Below are 19420 nucleotides of genomic sequence, written 5' to 3' on the forward strand. Positions count from 1 at the left end.
TTTTTTATCCTGTTAGTGTTTATATTTTCTTATCTGGAAAATAATGCCCATTTTGGGGTGATCCAAATAATGGATATCACCGCTATATACCCTAGTAAACTGAGACATTCTTGCAGACTCCAGCTCTCCGATATCGGATATATAGCGATAATCAAAATTACTTGTTACATAAAGGTAGTGACGAATATGGATCTTCATGGTGCCGTCTAGCTCCCATAATGAATCACCACCAGATTTAATAGTCGGTTTTGTTTCTCTTTCAAGCAAGCTTATAAAGTTATCGTCATGCGTTTGATTATAGATATAGCTAGCAGGCTCAGTGTATTTTTTACCACCATAAACGACGACGTTTGGTGCGCGCTTTTTACTTTGATCAGGAAAGCGCCAGCCAGTATGTAAGATGGCCGTATGGCCTTTTCGCTCAAGTTTTTTACGAATTGACTCGAACTTAAGTTGCTCAGGGGCCAATAAATACATCGATTGCATATGCTCGAGTGGCTCGCTGACGGGCATGACCGGTAGGATGTCATAACGTTCAACATAGTTAATATCGTCGTCACAATACCAAGAGCTTTGTGATTTAGTGAATCGCTCGGTTACGCTACGCGGGTCATAGTTTGGGTCACCAGACAAGCAAGATTGATGTCCGACATTATTATACCCTTGAGTTAGCAAGTCTAAACGCTTCTCAGTGGGTAAAGGAGGCGTTTCAACGGAGAAATCTTCTCTAATTTGAGACGCATCTTTTTGAGCGAAAGCGATTAACTCCACTTCAAACCAACGCACTGCAAAAGCGGGCATAGCTGAGGTGCTGAGCGCCGCTAAAAGTCCCCATTTAACTATCGATTGCTTCATGCAACAGCCTTTTTCTGAAAGTCATCCATCATGGCGTTAATGAGCTTCAAACGCTCTTGGCCATTTTTTTCTTCTATATTAAAGCGTAGTTTGCTCGCGCCTTCCATACGATATATCGCAGGGTTGCTTTGTATCAATCCAATGATGAACGTTGGGTTAACACTGGTGTTATTGCTAAATTCAAAATAGCCACCTTTTGGATTGGCTTCAATTTTTTGAATGCCGATTTGTTGCGCTTTGCATTTGAGTAGTTGGATTTCGAAAATGTTTTTAGCTGCGTCAGGCAGCAGGCCAAAACGGTCTATTAGCTCAACCTTTAACTCGTCTAGTTCATTTTCAGAAGACAGAGTAGCAATGCGCTTGTACATGCTCAGTCGAATATTTACATCATGGATGTAATCATCAGGCAGTAGAGCGGGTAGTTTCAAGTCTACTTCACTTTGTTGCTGTAATAAGTTCTCAAGCGTTGGCTCTTTACCGTCTTTGAGTGCTTGCACGGCTTGTTCTAACATCTCCATATACAAGGTAAACCCGACAGTTTGGATTTGGCCACTTTGGTCGTCACCTAAGAGTTCACCTGCACCACGGATCTCTAAGTCATGTGTTGCCAATGCAAAACCTGCACCTAAGTCTTCAAGAGACTCGATAGCTTGTAAACGTTTTACCGCATCTTTTGTTAAGCTTTGGCTATTTCGAGTCAGTAAATATGCATACGCTTGGTGATGGCTTCGACCGACGCGGCCGCGAAGCTGATGAAGCTGTGCCAGACCAAGTTTATCTGCGCGATCCATGATGATGGTATTTGCTGTTGGAATATCGATGCCTGTTTCGATGATGGTAGTACATACCAGAACATTGTGCTTTTGATGATAAAAATCGCTCATCAAATGCTCAAGTTCACGTTCACGCATCTGACCATGCGCGACGGCGATATTGGCTTCTGGCACCAGTGCTGAAATATCCGCTGCGGTTTTTTCGATGGTCTCAACGTTGTTGTGCAGGAAGTAAACCTGACCACCACGTTTGGTTTCACGCAAGATGGCTTCACGGATCAGCTCGTCATTGCGCTCACGAACAAAGGTTTTAACTGCGAGACGCTTAGCTGGTGGCGTTGCGATGATAGACAAATCGCGCATGCCACTCATGGCCATATTGAGTGTTCTTGGAATTGGTGTTGCAGTTAGCGTTAAAATGTCGACATCTGCACGCAGCTTTTTAATTTTTTCTTTTTGACGTACACCAAAGCGGTGCTCTTCATCGACAATCAATAAGCCTAAGTCTTTAAACTTAATGTTTTCTTGAATGAGCTTATGGGTGCCAATAACAATGTCAATTTTACCGTCTTCTAGTGCAGTAAGTGTTTCTTTTTGCTCTTTTGTACTGTTAAAGCGCGATAACACGCCGACCTCAATGGGCAGATCTGCAAATCTATCTTTGAAATTTTCAAAGTGCTGCTGTGCTAGTAGTGTTGTTGGCACGAGCACGGCAACTTGTTTATTGTCGTTAATAGCAACAAAGGCGGCACGCATAGCGACTTCTGTTTTACCAAAGCCCACATCACCACATACAAGCCTGTCCATCGCTTGATTGGTTTGCATGTCACCAATGACAGCTTCGATGGCGTTGCGTTGATCATCTGTTTCTTCAAACGGGAAGCTATTACTGAAATCTCTGTATGCACTGCCATCAAGTTTAAATTGATGTCCCGGTTTGCTTTGACGTTTAGCATAAATGTCTAATAGTTCTGCCGCAACATCTCGCACTTTCTCGGCTGCTTTGCGTTTGGCTTTCTCCCAAACATCAGACCCCAATTTATGGAGTGGGGCAGAGGCTTCTTCCCCCCCAGAATAACGACTCAGCATATGCAAGGATGACACCGGCACATAGAGCTTGGCATCACCAGAGTAAATAATTGTCACAAATTCTGTGGCAACACCCGCAGCATCGATAGTTTGTAAACCAAGGTAGCGTCCAACACCATGGTCTAAATGCACAATTGGCTGGCCTTCTTTTAGTTCTGCTAGGTTGCGAATAAGGGCATCTTGTCCTTGCTCGTATTTGTGCTTACGGCGCCTGCGCTGGGAAACTTTAATCCCAAGCAATTCTTGCTCGGTGATCAGTGATAAAGGTTTCGCGCCATCAAGAAAGACAGATGCTTCTAGTGGACTGACAACCAAACCAACATCAGTACGACCTTTTGAAAACTGCTCAAAGGATTCGAACTCTTTTAGTTTCAAACCTGTTGGCTTTAGCAGCGTTAGTAATGATTCTCGACGACCGTCTGATTCAACGCTAAATAGTACTTTACCCTTTTGCTGTTTTTGTTCTGCGATGTAACTCACAATGGCTGAATATGGATCGGCTTGCTTATGGTCAATACGCACATCATCAATAAGGGCAGAATTGACGTTTGTGTGACCGGCTTTGGTCCCTAGTGATGCTTGGCTTAATCGAATTCTCGGGTAATGTGAAAACGCCTCAAAAAGCGATTCGACATTAAGGTAAAGCGCTTTTGGTTCTAGTAATGGCCTTAATGGATCAACTCTACGGTTTTCGTATCGTTTACTGACATCTAACCAAAAGTCGCCGGCAGCGTGTTCGATGTCGCCTAGGTGCATAAACACCGCATCTTTTGGTAAATAATCAAAAATGGTCGCCAGCTTGTCATAAAATAACGGTAAGTAGTATTCGATACCTGCTGGCCAATTACCACGTGTTACCTGCATGTAGATGGAGTCTTGTTCAGAGCTTGCTCCAAAGGTTTCGCGGTATTGAATACGAAAGCGCTCAATGTCACTGTCATTAGTTGGAAACTCGTGTGCAGGCAATAAGTCAATTGACTTTATGGTCTCGCTTGAGCGCTGTGTTTCAATGTCAAAAAGACGAATACTGTCGAGCTCATCATCAAAAAAGTCTAATCGGTAAGGGTGCTGACTACCCATTGGGTAAAGGTCAATGATAGAGCCGCGTACAGCGAATTCACCATGTTCCATTACCTGCTGCACGTTACGATAGCCCGCTTGAGTGAGTGTTTCTTTTAGACCTTGCGCATCTAAAGTATCACCCACTTTAAATTGCAGTGCATTGCCATAGATAAATTCAGGCGGCGCGGTTCTGAGCATTAATGTTGCAACAGGGATAAGCAGTACACCCTGTTGTTTTGTGCGTAGCGCATTGAGACTGGCTAAACGCTGAGAAATAATGTCTTGGTGTGGTGAAAAGTGGTCATAGGGGAGAGTTTCCCAATCAGGAAACACCATGACGTTGTCTTCTCCAAGTAGATAGCCAAGTTCAGTTTCTAAACGCAGTGCACTGGGGGTGTCTGGCGTGACTAACACAACAAGGGATTGGTTTTTTTTCACTCCCTCGCTAATAGTAATTGCCAAACTACTACCGAGTAACTGACCCCAATGGATCTTGTCCTTTGCTGATTTTACCCAAGGTAGCTCATTCCACTGCACTAATGCCATTCTTAACTCCTAACTACTTAATCTCTGTATATTTTACATAGGTCTTGATAATGATCTATACGTCTATCACGTAAATACGGCCAGATACGACGAACCGACTCACTGCGGTCTTGATCAATATCGACGACAAGCACTTCCTCTTGATCTTCAGTACCATGAACCAGAAGTTCACCCTGAGGACCGGCGACAAAAGAATTGCCCCAGAACAAGATACCTTCGCTTTGCGCACTTGGATCAGATTCGTGTCCGACGCGATTAACACTAATAACAGGAACGCCATTAGAAACTGCATGTGCGCGCTGTGCAATCATCCACGCATCTCGTTGACGAATTTGCTCATCTTTATCATCACGAGGGTCCCAACCAATCGCTGTTGGGTAGATGAGCAGCTCGGCACCAGCCATGGCCATTAATCTAGCGCCTTCAGGGAACCATTGATCCCAACAAACTAGAACGCCTAATTTGCCCACAGATGTTTGAATGGGCTCGAAGCCTAAATCGCCAGGAGTAAAATAAAACTTCTCATAAAAACCTGGGTCGTCAGGGATGTGCATCTTACGATATTTTCCGGCAATGGTGCCATCTGACTCAATGACGACGGCGGTGTTGTGATATAAACCCGTTGCTCGTTTTTCAAACAGAGAGGCAACAATAACAACGTTGAGTTCCTTCGCAAGTGTGCAAAATGCATCTGTACTTGGGCCTGGGATCGTTTCAGCCAAATCAAATAAATCAGTATCTTCAGTTTGACAGAAATACAGGCTGCGGTGAAGCTCTTGTAATACAACTAATTTTGCACCTTGTGCTGCCGCGCTTTTAATGCCTGATATGGACTTTTCAAAGTTACTTTCTAGGTTGTCGCTATTAGTGTGTTGGATTAATGCGACTTTCAAATTATTGTTGCTCATTTGGGTTCCTATTTAAAAAGCCTTGAGGTAGTTGCATTGTGATACAGTGCAAGCTGCCAAATTGATGAATAATTGGCAGGCAGTCAATGCCAATAATGGTTCTTTCAGGGTGTGCCTTTTGCAATTGAGTCAGTGCGAGGGCGTCTTTTTCATCCCCATAAATAGGGAGTAGCACAGTGTCGTTGATGATTAGGTAATTGGCGTAAGTTGCTGGTAAACGCTCATTCTCATCATTGTATTTAGCACTTGGCCAAGGCAAAGGCACTAAGTTATATGGTTCACCCGAAGGAGTGACAAACTCTTTAAGTTGAGACTCCATCGCATTGAGTGCCTGATAATGTTCGTCTTGTTCATCGTCACACTGCACATACACTAGGGTATTATTTGGTGCAAATCTAACTAGCGTATCAATGTGGCTGTCCGTGTCGTCACCAGCAAGGTAGCCATGGTCTACCCACAAAAACGAAGTTGCGCCTAGCTCTTTCGTAAGCTCAGCTTCAACTTGCTGCTTGTTCAGGTGTGGGTTTCGATTTGGATTCAGTAAGCACTCTGATGTGGTTAACAACACTTTGTGCTCGTTAATCTCGACACCGCCGCCTTCTAAAACCAAGTTGACTTGTTGAACTTGGTTACGTTCGTCTGCAATTTGCTGACACAAAGCGGCATTGATCTGGGTATCTAAATCGCTTTCGTATTTGTTTCCCCAGCCGTTAAAGATGAAGTCTTTAATGCTGAGTTCACCGCATGTATTCGCTGTCGTCAGCGGACCATGGTCACGTGCCCAAGTATCGTTGCAAGGCGCATCAACAAATACGATTTGCTGCATATCTACGCTGGCATCAATCAGTAGGGTGGTAATATGACTTTTAAGCGCTTCGTCGTGGGCAACGATAACCACTTTTTGAACTTGCGATATTTGCTGACATAGGGCGATATATACAGGTTCAACTTGCTCAAGAATATCAGCCCAGTCAGTATTTTTGTGCGGCCATGTGACCATCACCGCATCTTGCGGTGACCATTCAGGTAATAACGTAAAACTCATGACGATAATAGATCTTTAATTGCTAGGGGCTAAGTGTATCACTGCACGGCGCTGTGTCAGCTATTTTGATCACTTTCGGCGTCTGATTGACGTTTTTTTAATTGCCTTGTTTGTGCATGTAAGCTGGCTCGAACTAATAGCTCTTGATCTGTGTCTCTAATTTGAGTGAAAGCTAGGGTATATTGAAGTGCATCATCATCTTGTTTTGCAATCTCAATCACTTGGCTGTAGCAAAAAATGGCACTTGCTTCATATTGCAAAAAAACCTTGGTTCTAAAGTTTTGTCCAATTTGAAATTGCTCATTTGTCGTGACCTTGATCCCGCCACCCCCATAGCTATCACAATAACTGGTTTCATCTTCAGGTTGCTCATTAGCCAAAATATGGCTCATGATGAGGTCAATTTTACGTGATTGAGCCTGCAAATACGCGGCTAAGTCTGACGCAACATCACCCAGATTTCGCAAGGGCCTGAGTGCGTTTAAATCTAGTTCATTAATTTCATTAGCAAGCCTGAATAATGGGGGGATTGCAGCTTCAAGTTGGGCTTGGTTTTTAGGCACCATATTCTCATCAACAGGGTACAAGTTGATTTGGTTTGCTTCGTCTATCTGAAAATATTGTTCAAAGTTTTCTTTTAAATTCGTTTGCATGTATGTATGCCGATATTAATGTTGCTAGAGTAGCTATCTCTTTATTCTCGCTACTCCAGCCATTTAAATCAAGATGTTAACTCACTTATACCTTAAATTGCTCTAGCATGTCCTCTTGTTTTGCGATTTTATCAACTTGTGATTTCATGGTGTGATCTACCACTTTTGCCTCATCAACAACGGTATTTGAGAGGTTACGTATTTCAGAAGCGTTGTGATCGACGGCCTCTACCACTGCTTTTTGTTCTTCCAGCATGCTGGCTATATTTACATTTAACTCAACAATATTGTTAATTGACTCGCGAATAGCATGCAGGGCATCTTTTGTTTCTTCTGCTTTCACAACGGTCTTTTCAACGATGGTTTGGCTTTGCTTCATTACGCCTACGGCATTTTCGGCGCCAGATTGCAGTTGGTCTATCATCGATTTAATCTCAGTAGTGGCTTCTTGGGTACGCTGAGCTAAAGTTCTTACTTCATCTGCGACAACTGCAAAGCCTCTACCAGACTCACCAGCTCTTGCAGCCTCAATTGCAGCGTTAAGGGCGAGTAAGTTTGTTTGCTCTGCAATACCATTGATCACAGAGAGAATTTGTTCAATACCAGACGAAGAGACTTCTAGCTCATTGACCACCTCTACAGCACGCTCAATTTGAGATGAAAGTTCGCTAATTGAGCTGGTTGACTGAACAACGATGTTTTCTCCATCTTTTGCAAGCCCATCAGTTGTTTTAATCGCGTCTGCTGCAAGTTGTGCAGTGCTGGCTACTTGTTGTTCAGTGTTAGACATATTAGCAGTTGAGTTAACCAGTTCATTGAGTGATTCAAGCTGCCTTTGAATTGCTTGAGTTGCATGGTTAGCGCCTGCAGAGGTTTGCTTGGCATCATCAAGTACTTCATGTCCCAACGTTTGTATTTCAGCGATGATGTTTTGCAGTCGAGAAGTAAATAAGTTGAAGTTTTCTGCTAAGTCAGAAAACTCAGGTTCACTCGAAGCCTGCAACCGAACTGTCAGGTCTGCGTTACCCTTGGCGATATTAGACATTGCAGTGTTAATCGCTTCAAGTGGTTTTAATAAGATATTAATGACGTAAGATAAGGCTAAGAAGCTGGCGATAACAGCGATGATAGAGACAATTGTTGCGTTATAAGTCAACGTGTCCATAGCAGAAAATACTTTTTGTTTTTCGAGTGCGACACCGACATACCAATCATATCCTTCGACCGCTTTAAACATGACAAGGTAGGTGACACCGTCAATATCAATTTCTTGTGAGGATTCCCTGACAACGGTGTTGCCTAAAAAGTTACGCGCGGGTTGACCATTTAGCGATACGTCTGGGTGTGATATGGTACTGCCGTTCGAGCTCACCATAAACGAAAAGCCAGCATCAAATAGGTTAAATGAGTTAATCATATTACCCAGCTTCGCGAGGCTTACATCATAAAAGATGGCGCCGTGAAACTGACTGCCTTTGAAGACAGGTGCACCGATAGACACAACAATTTCACCACTGACTGCATCCGCATAAGGATCGGTTACAACTAATTCTTTGGCTGCTTTTGCATCTTTATACCAAGGTCTTACTCTTGGGTCCCAAGTTGAGCCTGGGTTCCAGTTTGGGTCACTTGCGACATATTGTCCGGTGCTTTCTTCTCCGTACCCGATAAGTAAAAATTCAGAGGTTAGCTTAGGCTGAGAAATCATAGGTCGTGCTTTTTCTAGTCCATCGACTTGAGAGACTAGGCCTGTTGTGAGGGCTGCAAGGTTCATCGCTCCTTGCATTTGTGCGGTGACAGTATTGCTGATCCCTTGGATTACTTCTTCCATACTGTGTGTGACTTGTTGTTCTAAGTTTTCTTTAAGCAGGAAGTATTGCTTGACGGACAATAAGAATAAGGCAAGCACTAAAACACTCGCAGAAACGGCGACTACTTTATATTTAAACTTCACAGAACGTCTCCCAGATGTGAGTCTATTACTAAAGGTAAATCATAAGGAAATAGTTGCAATGATTTACGGCAGTTTAATGGTTTTATTTACAAATTAGCATCAAAACTTCAAACTATAATGCGTTAATTTGATTCTAAAGCGCTATATAGCTCATCTAACTCTTCTTCAGACATATTTATAAAATCTAACACTTCATCGCTGATGGCTTGCCATTCATGATCGCTTTCTATTGTGGTGGTATTTTTAAAGAGGAAATTGCCGTGACGGGCAAGTTTCAAAATAGAAAGTAGCTCTAGCGCAACACCATCTAATTCGCCTGAGCTGAATATGCCATTGGCATCATGTTGATAGTAGATGACATTGATCATGGGCTTTGGGAGCTTCCATTGCTGCGCGAGGAGTGCACCTATGGTGGCATGGCTGGTATTATATTTACCAAATTCAAACTCAGTTGCCTTGCTCCAGCCATCGGCTTTAGCAACGTTTATCACTTCTGTGTAATCATCAAAGTGCACACACAATAGAGGGATCCCAACTGTGTGGAACAACCCAAGCATGTATGCGTGGTTTGATAAGCCGGGTTTGTTTAACTTGAGGCATAGCGTTGAGCAAAGCTGAGCAATGTCACTTTGATCTTGCCAAAAATTATCCAAAGCGGGAGGTGTTTCAACTGTTGCTTTAACTGCAACCGCTTTAACAAGCGGTATTAAACGCTTCAGGCCAAGGATCATAATGGCTTGTTCAAGTGATTCAATTTCTTTACTGCGGCGAAAAGCCGCTGAGTTGACGACTTGCAGTATTGCCGCACTGATGGCAACGTCGCTTTGCAAAATTTGCGTGATTTTGTTGATGTTTGGTTCCGGAGATTTTGTTTCTTGTGAAAACTGAACAAGTGCTTCAGGTCTTGGCGGGATGGATATAGACCTGAGAATCTGTTTTTCTTGTTGGGTTAAAGATATGGCCATAACTTCTCGCTCACTGCATTATCTTACATTGATAAGAATAGCCAAGAATTATAAAAACGAGAAAAATAGCAGGGATAAGGATAAGAACAATTGATTTAAAATCAAAAAGGCCCGCGAAAAACGGGCCCTTAAATATTCAATGCTGTTTGCGATTAAGCGTTTTCAACAGCTGAACGTGGCTCAACAAATTCCATATTGAAACCTTCAGCAACTTCTTTACAAGTTACTTGGCCCTTAAGAACGTTAAGACCGTTTAGGAAGTGCTCATCAGAAAGAAGCGCTTCTTTGTAGCCTAGGTTTGCAAGCTTGATGATGTACGGCAGAGTTGCATTATTAAGTGCAAACGTTGAAGTACGAGGAACCGCACCTGGCATGTTAGCAACACAGTAGTGAACAACGTCATCAACGATGTAAGTTGGTTCTGCGTGTGTAGTCGCTTTTGAAGTCGCGATACAACCACCTTGGTCGATTGCAACGTCAACGATTGCAGCACCAGGCTTCATCGCTTTGATGTGTGCTTCAGTTACTAGCTTAGGAGCAGCCGCACCTGGGATTAGTACACCACCAATTACAAGGTCAGCTTCAACAACGTGCTTTTCAAGAGCGTCTACAGTCGAGTAAATCACTTTTGCTTGGCTACCGAACTGCGCGTTAAGGCTACGTAGTACGTCAATGTTACGGTCAAGAATAGTAACGTCAGCACCCATACCAACAGCCATTTGCGCTGCGTTACGACCAACCATACCGCCACCGATAACAACCACTTTAGCTGGCTCAACACCTGGTACGCCACCAAGTAACATGCCGCGGCCTAGGTTTGACTTTTCAAGCGCCTGAGCACCTGCTTGAATAGACATACGACCAGCAACTTCTGACATTGGCGCTAGAAGTGGAAGACCACCACGTGAGTCAGTGACAGTTTCGTATGCAATACAGATTGCGCCGCTCTTAATTAGATCTTCAGTTTGTGGAAGATCTGGTGCTAGGTGAAGGTAAGTGAAAAGAATTTGGTCTTCACGTAACATCGCACGCTCAACAGCTTGTGGCTCTTTTACCTTAACAATCATTTCAGCTTTAGCGAAAACGTCTGCAGCTGTCGGTAAAATTTCAGCACCCGCTTGGATATAATCTTCGTCAGTGAAACCAATGCCGATACCTGCATTTGTTTCAACAATAACCTGGTGGCCGTGGTTAATTAGTTCACGAACACTTGCTGGAACCATACCAACACGGTACTCGTGGTTTTTAATCTCTTTAGGTACACCAATAATCATAATAAATCGCCTCAAATAAGAACGGATAACATTTTCGACTATTATAATTATGCAAAGCTAGTGTGTCCTACCTTTTTTGTGTTAATTTAAAGATGAATTGACTTTAAATTTTATAAAAATAGGATAAAACACTTTTCATGCATACTCAGCTAGATAGAACTGATAGAAAAATTTTAGTCGAATTACAAAAAGACGGAAGAATTTCTAATGTTGAATTAGCCAAACGAATTGGCTTGAGTGCAACACCTTGTCTGGAAAGGGTAAAAAAACTTGAGCGAGAAGGGTTCATAAAAGGGTATAAAGCAGTGGTCGACCCAGTTAAGCTTGGTCAAGGGCTATTGGTGTTTGTTGAAGTTACCATAAATAAAAACTCGCCAGATGTATTTGAGCGTTTCAATGAAGCAGTAAAACAGCATGATGAAATCATTGAATGCCACCTAGTATCTGGAAATTTCGATTTTTTATTAAAAACACGTGTAACTGACATGTCCGAGTACCGAGGCGTTTTAGGGGAAATTCTACTTAAATTACCGAATATCAATGAAAGTCGTACCTATGTGGTCATGGAGGAGGTGAAAGGGGAGGAGGGTGAGATTATAAAACCTTGTGCACCTTAAAGAATTTCTTGATATGGTGTAACCTATAATAGAAGTTTACAATAAAAGATAAATACAGGTTGAATGTAATGCGCTTAAATGGTGTTCAGCGCCTACTAGAAACGGGACTGATTGTCAGCACGGCTGCGGCAATTTTTACTCTCTGTGCCTTAATTTCCTTTGATCCTGCCGATCCGGCATGGACACAGGCTGGTGAGTACGTCAAAGTGAATAATATAACCGGCGCCGCAGGGGCGTGGGTTGCTGATATATTGCTGGTAACGTTTGGATGGTTGGCATTTTTGGTGCCGGCTGCCATGCAGCTATTTGGCTACTTAATATTTAAGAAACCACATAAAATATTGCAGCTCGATTACACAACCCTAGGATTGAGAATTATCGGTGCGACACTGTTTATTGCTTCTTCAAGTGCTATAAGCAGTATCAATTTTGACGATATTTATACTTTTTCCTCTGGTGGGATTGTTGGGCACGTTGTTGCAAGCGCTATGATGCCTGCGTTTAACTTCACCGGCACGTCTATTTTACTGTTATGCTTTTTCTTCGCTGGTATTACTTTATTGACAGGCGTCTCTTGGGTTGAGGCGGTTGATTACTTGGGCGAAAAAGTTGTTCAGCTGGTAAAGTTCTTATTTAAAAAAATCACAACTAAAGGCGTTAAAGTGACGCCAACTTCAGCGCAAGTTCTTGCCGAAGACACAGAAATAGCGCCTGAGGTTGAACCTCAATTACGTAACCACGTTGAGGATAATGTTGAAAATGAGCGCGCTCAAAAAGAGCGTGAGGTTGCGAGTCCAAAAGGCGATGTTCCTGATACGCAAGAAACTGAAAAGCCGTTGAAACTTAAAGACAAACTGTTCTCTGCTGTTAGTCGTAAAGATTCAAAATCTGAGGCTGAATCAAAAGTTATAGAGCCTGTTTTTGAACAAAAGCAAAGTTTTAATGACGCAGTTTCTGCAGACGTTTTTGATGAGCTAGACCACATCCTTGAGCAAGAAATCAATTTCTCTGCGATTGACGATGAATCGCTCGATACGGTTGCAGCGTTAAATGCCTTAGATGATGCAGCAGTAAAAGACGAGCCAGTTACCAAGGTGGTATCACCTGCAAGACCCATTAAAAAGCCTACTCAAGAAGCTGAGCAGAAACCAACTTATCAGCCACCGCCATCTGCTAAGGAGCAGTTTGAAGCATTGTTAGAAGCGCAGCCGCCAACAGCTCCGTTACCTTCTCTCGATCTGCTAGATAGACCTGACAAGGCGAAGAATCCTATCACCAAAGAAGAGTTAGATTCAGTTTCTCGCCTTGTTGAAGCGAAATTATTAGACTTTAACATTCAAGCTGCTGTGGTGGGGGTATATCCAGGACCTGTTGTTACGCGTTTTGAGTTGGATCTTGCACCAGGTATCAAAGTAGCCAAGATAACTGCTTTAGCAAAAGATTTGGCTAGATCGTTATCTGCAGTGAGTGTGCGAGTGGTTGAGGTTATTCCGGGGAAAACCTATGTTGGATTGGAATTACCGAATAAAAACCGGGAGATAGTTAGGCTGTCAGAAGTGATTAATGCGCCTAAATTTGAGCAAAATGCTTCACCACTGACTATGGTGCTTGGTAAGGACATTGCAGGCGAACCCGTTGTAGCCGATCTCGCAAAAATGCCCCATTTACTCGTAGCAGGTACAACTGGCTCGGGTAAGTCAGTTGGCGTTAATGTTATGATATTAAGCTTACTTTATAAGTCACCGCCAGAAGATGTTCGTATGATCATGATAGACCCAAAAATGTTGGAACTATCGGTATACGAAGGTATTCCGCACTTGTTGTGTGAAGTGGTGACGGACATGAAAGAAGCGGCCAATGCACTTCGATGGTGTGTCGGCGAGATGGAACGTCGTTATAAGTTAATGTCTGCTTTAGGTGTTAGGAACTTAAAGGGTTACAACCAGAAAGTAACAGAGGCTAAAGAGGCGGGACATCCGATTTTAGATCCGTTATTTAAAGATACAGATGGTATGGCTGATGGACCTGAGGAGCTAGATAAACTACCGAGTATTGTGGTAGTAATCGACGAGTTTGCAGACATGATGATGATTGTCGGTAAAAAAGTTGAGGAGCTTATTGCTCGTATTGCACAAAAAGCGCGTGCAGCAGGTATTCATCTTGTGTTGGCAACACAAAGACCATCGGTTGATGTGATAACAGGCCTGATCAAGGCCAATATCCCGACAAGAATGGCGTTCCAAGTTTCAAGTAAAATTGACTCGCGCACCATTCTCGATCAGCAAGGTGCAGAAAATCTGTTAGGTATGGGTGATATGCTGTATTTACCGCCAGGCACAAGCGTCCCAATTCGTGTTCACGGCGCTTTTGTTGATGACCATGAAGTACACGCTGTTGTAAATGACTGGAAAGCGCGCGGCAAGCCAAATTATATTGAAGACATTCTTTGTGGCGAAGCGACTGAAGAAATTTTGTTACCTGGGGAGCAACCTGAAGGTGCTGATGATGAGTCTGATCCGCTGTATGATGAAGCGGTAGGGTTTGTTATTGAGACTGGTAAGGTGTCTGTTTCAAGCGTGCAACGTAAATTAAGAGTGGGTTATAACCGAGCAGCACGTTTAGTTGAGCAGATGGAAATGTCAGGGGTAGTGAGCGCACCAGGTCACAATGGTGCGCGAGAAGTATTAGTACCGAAAGGTGGAGCAAATTAAAATGAAGTGTAAGACATTAGCCTTAGTACTAGGTTTATCGTGTGGTTTTATATCACAAAGCTTTGCAAGTGAAGCTGACTCTTTAAAAGCGAAGTTAAAATCTTTAAATACATTTGAAGCACGTTTTACCCAACAAGTAAAAGATGAAGAAGGTACGCTACTACAAGATGGTACAGGCAATATTGCGCTGAAATATCCTTCAAAAATTAGATGGCAACAGCTCGAACCAGATGAAACATTGCTGGTATCTGATGGCGATAAAACGTTTTACTTCGATAGCTTTGCTGAACAAGTCACCGTGATGAATACGGCAGGTTTAATAGACACGACGCCATTTGTTTTACTGACTACGCAAGATAAGTCTCAATGGGCAAAATATGAAGTGAGCAAAACAACCGTCGGTTATCGCGTATCGCCAAAACCAGATGTCGAATCGCAAGTTGAACAGCTGGATATTGTGTTTGAGCGTGCTGGTCTAGCTATTGATTCTTTGAGTATTAAAGATGCATCAGGCCAAACTTCAACTTTTAAATTTGTTGATGCGAAAACCAATATTGAGCTAGACGATAAGTCTTTTACTTTTAAGATTCCACACGGAGTGGTCATAGACGACCAAACAACAGGTGAGTAATCTCGGTTTTGATTTTGCCCCAGATGTTAGACCTTTGGCCGCTAGAATGCGGCCAAAGTCGTTACAGGGCTATATTGGACAAACCCATATTATTGATAAGGGCTCCGTACTTTACCGGGCGATTGAACAAGGTAGATGCCATAGTTTGATTTTGTGGGGCCCGCCGGGGGTTGGAAAAACGACATTAGCCGAGATCATTGCAAATCATGCTGATGCAGAGCTTGAGAAACTATCTGCCGTAACATCAGGCGTGAAGGAAATTCGCGAAGCTGTGTTAGAAGCAAAAAGCCGGTTGTCGCAATCAGGTAGACGTACTTTACTTTTTGTTGATGAAGTACATCGTTTTAATAAATCTCAACAAGATGCTTTTTTACCCCACATCGAAGATGGCACATTTGTTTTTATTGGTGCAACGACTGAAAACCCTTCATTTGCCCTGAATAATGCTGTGTTGTCTCGTGCCCGCGTTTATACTTTAAAACCATTAACGCAGGATGAGTTACTTTTTACATTGCAAAACGCCATTGAAAATGATGAGCAACTCAGTCAGATAACAATTCATATCGAACAAGACGCATTAAGTGCAATCGCTCAAGCAGCAGATGGAGATGCTAGAAAAGCACTCAACTTATTAGAGCAATCTGTTGATCTTGGCCATCGCTCTGGCAACGGCATCCAGATTGACAGTGATGTGCTTTCACAAATTTTACCAACTCACTTAGCCAAGTACGATAAAGGCGGCGATATTTACTATGATTTGATTTCTGCTTTTCATAAGTCAGTACGTGGTAGCAGCCCCGATGCTGCACTTTATTGGTACTGTCGCATACTAGCGGGCGGAGGCGACCCTCTGTATGTGGCAAGACGCTTACTTGCCATTGCCAGTGAAGACATCGGCAATGCAGATCCTAGAGCACTTCAGGTTGCGCTTAACGCATGGGATATCTTTCATAGGGTAGGACCAGCTGAGGGCGAGCGTGCGATTGCACAAGCGACTATTTATATGGCCAGTGCAGCCAAGAGCAATGCGGTATACACTGCGTTTAAGCAAGCGAAACGAGATGCAGCAACGGATGGTGATTTACCGGTTCCTGAACATTTGCGTAATGCACCGACGCAATTGATGAAAGAAATGGGCTTTGGGGCAGAATACCGTTATGCACATGATGAGTCGGGTGCTTATGCTGCGGGTGAAAATTATTTTCCAGAAGCGGTGGCAGATAGACAGTATTATTTTCCAACGGATCGCGGATTAGAAAAGCAAATCAAAGAAAAACTTAATTACTTAAAAAGTCTTGATAGTACAAGTGCTCAACAAAGGTATGCTAAAAAATCAGGGAAAACGTAAATGGAAGTGCTCAAAACTTATCTCATGATTGCCATTGGTGGCGCATTTGGTGCTTGCTTACGGTTTTTTATTAGCGATATTGTGTTAAAACTCATGGGTAAGGGATTCCCTTTTGGTACATTGACCGTTAATATTCTTGGTTCATTGTTGATGGGCATTCTTTACGGATTAATCGAAAAGCAAATAATTGCAGTTTCTCCTGCCAAAGCGTTGATAGGGGTCGGCTTTTTAGGTGCTTTGACGACATTTTCAACATTTTCCATGGACAGTCTTTTGTTGTTACAACAAGGTCAGTTTGTGAAGGTGGCACTGAATATAGCGTTGAATGTCGTCGTATGTATATTTATGGCCTGGATAGGTCTTTGCTTAGTCATGCAAAAAGGTTAAAAGAACAAACATGTTAGATCCAAAGTATTTAAGACAGGACATCGAAGAAGCTGCTGCGCGTTTAAAGAAGCGTGGCTTTGAGCTAGATGTTGATGCAGTTAATGCGCTTGAAGAGCAGCGTAAAACGTTACAAACAAAAACACAAGAACTACAAAGCGAGCGTAACAGTCGCTCTAAAGCGATTGGTCAAGCTAAAGCAAAGGGTGAAGATGCTCAGCCATTGTTAGACGCAGTGGCTAACCTTGGAGACCAATTATCAGCGGCTAAAGCTGAACAAGATAAAATTCTAGCTCAATTGCAAGACCTTGCATCCACACTACCAAACTTGCCTGCTGAAGATGTGCCTGAAGGCGCTGATGAAGATGATAATGTTGAAGTGTCTAAATGGGGTGAGCCAAAGCAATATGACTTTGAAGTAAAAGATCATGTTGATTTAGGTGAAGCGCTAGATAAGGGCCTTGATTTTGAGACTGGTGTTAAGCTCAGTGGTTCGCGCTTTACTGTTATGCGTGGCGGTGTAGCCCGAATGCACCGTGCACTAGTACAGTTTATGCTGGATACTCACACTGACAAAAATGGCTACACAGAAATGTATGTGCCGTACTTAGTGAACAAAGCAAGCTTATACGGCACTGGCCAGTTACCTAAATTTGCAGCGGATTTATTCCACACTGAAGTACTTGAAGAAGATCAAGCTGGATACAGCTTAATTCCTACAGCTGAAGTGCCTTTAACAAACTGTGCTCGCGATGAAATTTTCGATGAGAAAGAGCTGCCTATCAAGATGACAGCACATACACCTTGTTTCCGCAGTGAAGCGGGCAGTTATGGTCGTGATACGCGCGGCCTTATCCGTCAGCACCAGTTTGACAAAGTAGAATTAGTTCAACTAGTGAAGCCAGAAGATTCGATGGCGGCACTTGAGGAGCTTACTGGCAGCGCTGAGGGTATTCTTCAAGCATTAGAGCTGCCTTACAGAAAGGTTGTGCTATGTACTGGTGATATGGGCTTCGGCGCTGCGAAAACATATGACCTAGAAGTATGGCTTCCAGCTCAAAACACGTATCGTGAGATTTCTTCTTGTTCTAACATGCAAGACTTCCAAGCACGCCGTATGCAGGCGCGTTTCCGTCGCGCAGGCGAGAAAAAACCTGAGCTACTTCATACATTGAATGGTTCTGGTCTGGCTGTTGGCCGTACACTTGTTGCAGTATTAGAAAATTATCAACAAGAAGATGGTTCTATTATCGTACCAGAGGTGCTTAAGCCATATATGGGCGGCTTAGAGGTTCTTAAGTAATCGAGCCAAGTGATTGATATCAGGCCGCTATCTAGCGGCCTTTTTTATGACAAAATAATGAATGTTTTTTTACTGTACTTTTAGTAAATTTAATTCCATTATGTTTTAAAGGTAAATTAAAAATCTTTTAAAATTTCTTTTTGTGATTTTTTTATGCAAATGAAAATTTCCAAAAAAAGTTCTTATCTATTCTATGTTGCATGTGCTTTCAAACTATGATTAATTGGTCATTGAGGTTTGGCCATTCCTTCTGAGTAAGTCTTGCACGCTTTGTTTGAAAAGCGAGCTGGAGTCTTATTGTTACCATTATTGCAAAAATTATATTTGATTCTATCCAAAATAGTTAAGTACGTTTTGCTCGCTCAGCGTCGCAGCTCATTTTATTTTCTCCAAATTAAAAGAGGTTGTTGGTGCTTTTGAATGACATGCGAAAATGAGTTTGCAAATTACAGTTGCGTTAACTATTTATTAAATGTGGATGTCGGTAAGACGAAGCAATCAAAAAATTTGAAGGTGAGGAATTTACCTATGAAGAGACAGAAAAGAGACCGTTTAGAAAGAGCACACTCACAGGGATTTAAAGCAGGTTTAGCAGGGCGGTCTAAAGATTTATGTCCATATCAGCAAATTGAGCACAGATCAGAATGGTTAGGTGGCTGGCGAGAGGCCATAGACAATCGCAACATGTTTAAAACATAAAATAGAATTAATAGAAACGAATTTGAAAGAATAAAGCCCCGAAAGGGGCTTATTTGTGTCTAAATAGCAGCTTAAAATGCGCTGGTATCTTGGAAAAGGCCTACTTTAAGATCTTTTGCTTCATAAATAACACGGCCGTCAACTTCTACCACACCGTCTGCAAGACCCATGAACAGCTTACGTTTGATAACACGCTTCATGTCTACGCGATAAGTTACTTTTTTAGCCGTCGGTAAAATCTGACCTGTGAATTTAACTTCACCTACACCTAACGCACGACCAAGACCTGGACCACCAGACCAGCCTAAGAAAAAGCCAACAATCTGCCACATTGCGTCTAAGCCAAGACAACCAGGCATTACTGGGTCGCCTCTGAAATGACAGTCGAAGAACCAAAGATCTGGGTTGATGTCTAACTCAGCAATGATTTGACCTTTGCCATATTCGCCGCCATTGTCGTTGATTTCAACGATGCGATCCATCATCAACATGTTGTCGATTGGTAGGCGACAGTTGTTTTCACCAAACATTTTGCCTTCAGCACAAAGGATTAGTTCTTCTTTTGTATAGCTATTTTTAGGTTCCATAGTATTCAATCTTCAT

General features: G+C 42.7%; 16 protein-coding genes. 7 read left to right on the plus strand and 9 right to left on the minus strand.

Going from position 1 to position 19420, the window contains the following annotated elements; genetic code table 11:
• Positions 1–12: 12 nt before the first annotated feature.
• From JF50_RS13680 to ald, 8 genes are all read right to left on the minus strand, one after another.
• Positions 13–855, minus strand: a complete 843-nt coding sequence (locus tag JF50_RS13680) for a CsiV family protein (protein ID WP_039609989.1) — start codon at positions 853–855, stop codon at positions 13–15.
• Positions 852–4325: a transcription-repair coupling factor gene (gene mfd, locus JF50_RS13685; protein WP_039609990.1), complete on the minus strand. Its 3474-nt coding sequence runs from the start codon at positions 4323–4325 to the stop codon at positions 852–854. The genes JF50_RS13680 and mfd overlap by 4 nt, the downstream gene beginning before the upstream one ends.
• Before the next feature lie 17 nt (positions 4326–4342).
• On the minus strand, positions 4343–5233 hold the full coding sequence (locus JF50_RS13690) for a carbon-nitrogen hydrolase (RefSeq protein ID WP_039609991.1): 891 nt from the start codon (positions 5231–5233) through the stop codon (positions 4343–4345).
• Complete coding sequence (locus tag JF50_RS13695) at positions 5220–6278, minus strand: agmatine deiminase family protein (RefSeq protein WP_039609992.1); 1059 nt, start codon at positions 6276–6278, stop codon at positions 5220–5222. The genes JF50_RS13690 and JF50_RS13695 overlap by 14 nt, the downstream gene beginning before the upstream one ends.
• A gap of 56 nt (positions 6279–6334) precedes the next feature.
• On the minus strand, positions 6335–6931 hold the full coding sequence (locus tag JF50_RS13700; RefSeq protein ID WP_039609993.1) for a PilZ domain-containing protein: 597 nt from the start codon (positions 6929–6931) through the stop codon (positions 6335–6337).
• Between the two features lie 85 nt (positions 6932–7016).
• Positions 7017–8885 (minus strand): methyl-accepting chemotaxis protein, encoded by a 1869-nt coding sequence (locus JF50_RS13705; RefSeq protein WP_039609994.1) that lies wholly within the window; start codon positions 8883–8885, stop codon positions 7017–7019.
• 122 nt (positions 8886–9007) lie between these two features.
• Positions 9008–9850, minus strand: coding sequence for an HDOD domain-containing protein (locus JF50_RS13710; protein ID WP_039609995.1), 843 nt, complete (start codon positions 9848–9850; stop codon positions 9008–9010).
• A gap of 152 nt (positions 9851–10002) precedes the next feature.
• Positions 10003–11124, minus strand: a complete 1122-nt coding sequence (gene ald, locus JF50_RS13715; protein WP_039609996.1) for an alanine dehydrogenase — start codon at positions 11122–11124, stop codon at positions 10003–10005.
• 137 nt (positions 11125–11261) lie between these two features.
• On the opposite strand from ald, the gene lrp reads away from it, so the two are divergent.
• The 7 genes from lrp (at position 11262) to rmf (ending at position 18817) form a co-directional block, all read left to right on the plus strand.
• Positions 11262–11741 (plus strand): leucine-responsive transcriptional regulator Lrp, encoded by a 480-nt coding sequence (gene lrp / locus JF50_RS13720; protein ID WP_039609997.1) that lies wholly within the window; start codon positions 11262–11264, stop codon positions 11739–11741.
• A gap of 68 nt (positions 11742–11809) precedes the next feature.
• On the plus strand, positions 11810–14452 hold the full coding sequence (locus JF50_RS13725) for a DNA translocase FtsK 4TM domain-containing protein (RefSeq protein WP_039609998.1): 2643 nt from the start codon (positions 11810–11812) through the stop codon (positions 14450–14452).
• A 1-nt stretch (position 14453) separates the two neighbouring features.
• Complete coding sequence (gene lolA, locus JF50_RS13730; RefSeq protein WP_039609999.1) at positions 14454–15083, plus strand: outer membrane lipoprotein chaperone LolA; 630 nt, start codon at positions 14454–14456, stop codon at positions 15081–15083.
• Positions 15076–16431 (plus strand): replication-associated recombination protein A, encoded by a 1356-nt coding sequence (locus JF50_RS13735; RefSeq protein WP_039610000.1) that lies wholly within the window; start codon positions 15076–15078, stop codon positions 16429–16431. The genes lolA and JF50_RS13735 overlap by 8 nt, the downstream gene beginning before the upstream one ends.
• A gap of 6 nt (positions 16432–16437) precedes the next feature.
• Positions 16438–16818 carry a fluoride efflux transporter CrcB gene (crcB, locus tag JF50_RS13740; protein WP_039610184.1) on the plus strand — a complete coding sequence of 127 codons (381 nt, stop codon included), beginning with the start codon at positions 16438–16440 and terminating at the stop codon, positions 16816–16818.
• 10 nt (positions 16819–16828) lie between these two features.
• A complete protein-coding gene (serS, locus tag JF50_RS13745) occupies positions 16829–18118 on the plus strand; it encodes a serine--tRNA ligase (protein ID WP_039610001.1) in 1290 nt (429 codons plus the stop codon).
• Between the two features lie 528 nt (positions 18119–18646).
• Complete coding sequence (rmf, locus tag JF50_RS13750; RefSeq protein ID WP_023398857.1) at positions 18647–18817, plus strand: ribosome modulation factor; 171 nt, start codon at positions 18647–18649, stop codon at positions 18815–18817.
• Between the two features lie 71 nt (positions 18818–18888).
• On the opposite strand, the gene fabA is transcribed toward rmf, so the two are convergent.
• Positions 18889–19404: a bifunctional 3-hydroxydecanoyl-ACP dehydratase/trans-2-decenoyl-ACP isomerase gene (gene fabA / locus JF50_RS13755; RefSeq protein ID WP_036975796.1), complete on the minus strand. Its 516-nt coding sequence runs from the start codon at positions 19402–19404 to the stop codon at positions 18889–18891.
• Positions 19405–19420 lie beyond the last annotated feature (16 nt).

The sequence above is a fragment of the Pseudoalteromonas luteoviolacea genome, from assembly GCF_000814765.1.
GTDB lineage: Bacteria > Pseudomonadota > Gammaproteobacteria > Enterobacterales > Alteromonadaceae > Pseudoalteromonas > Pseudoalteromonas luteoviolacea_H.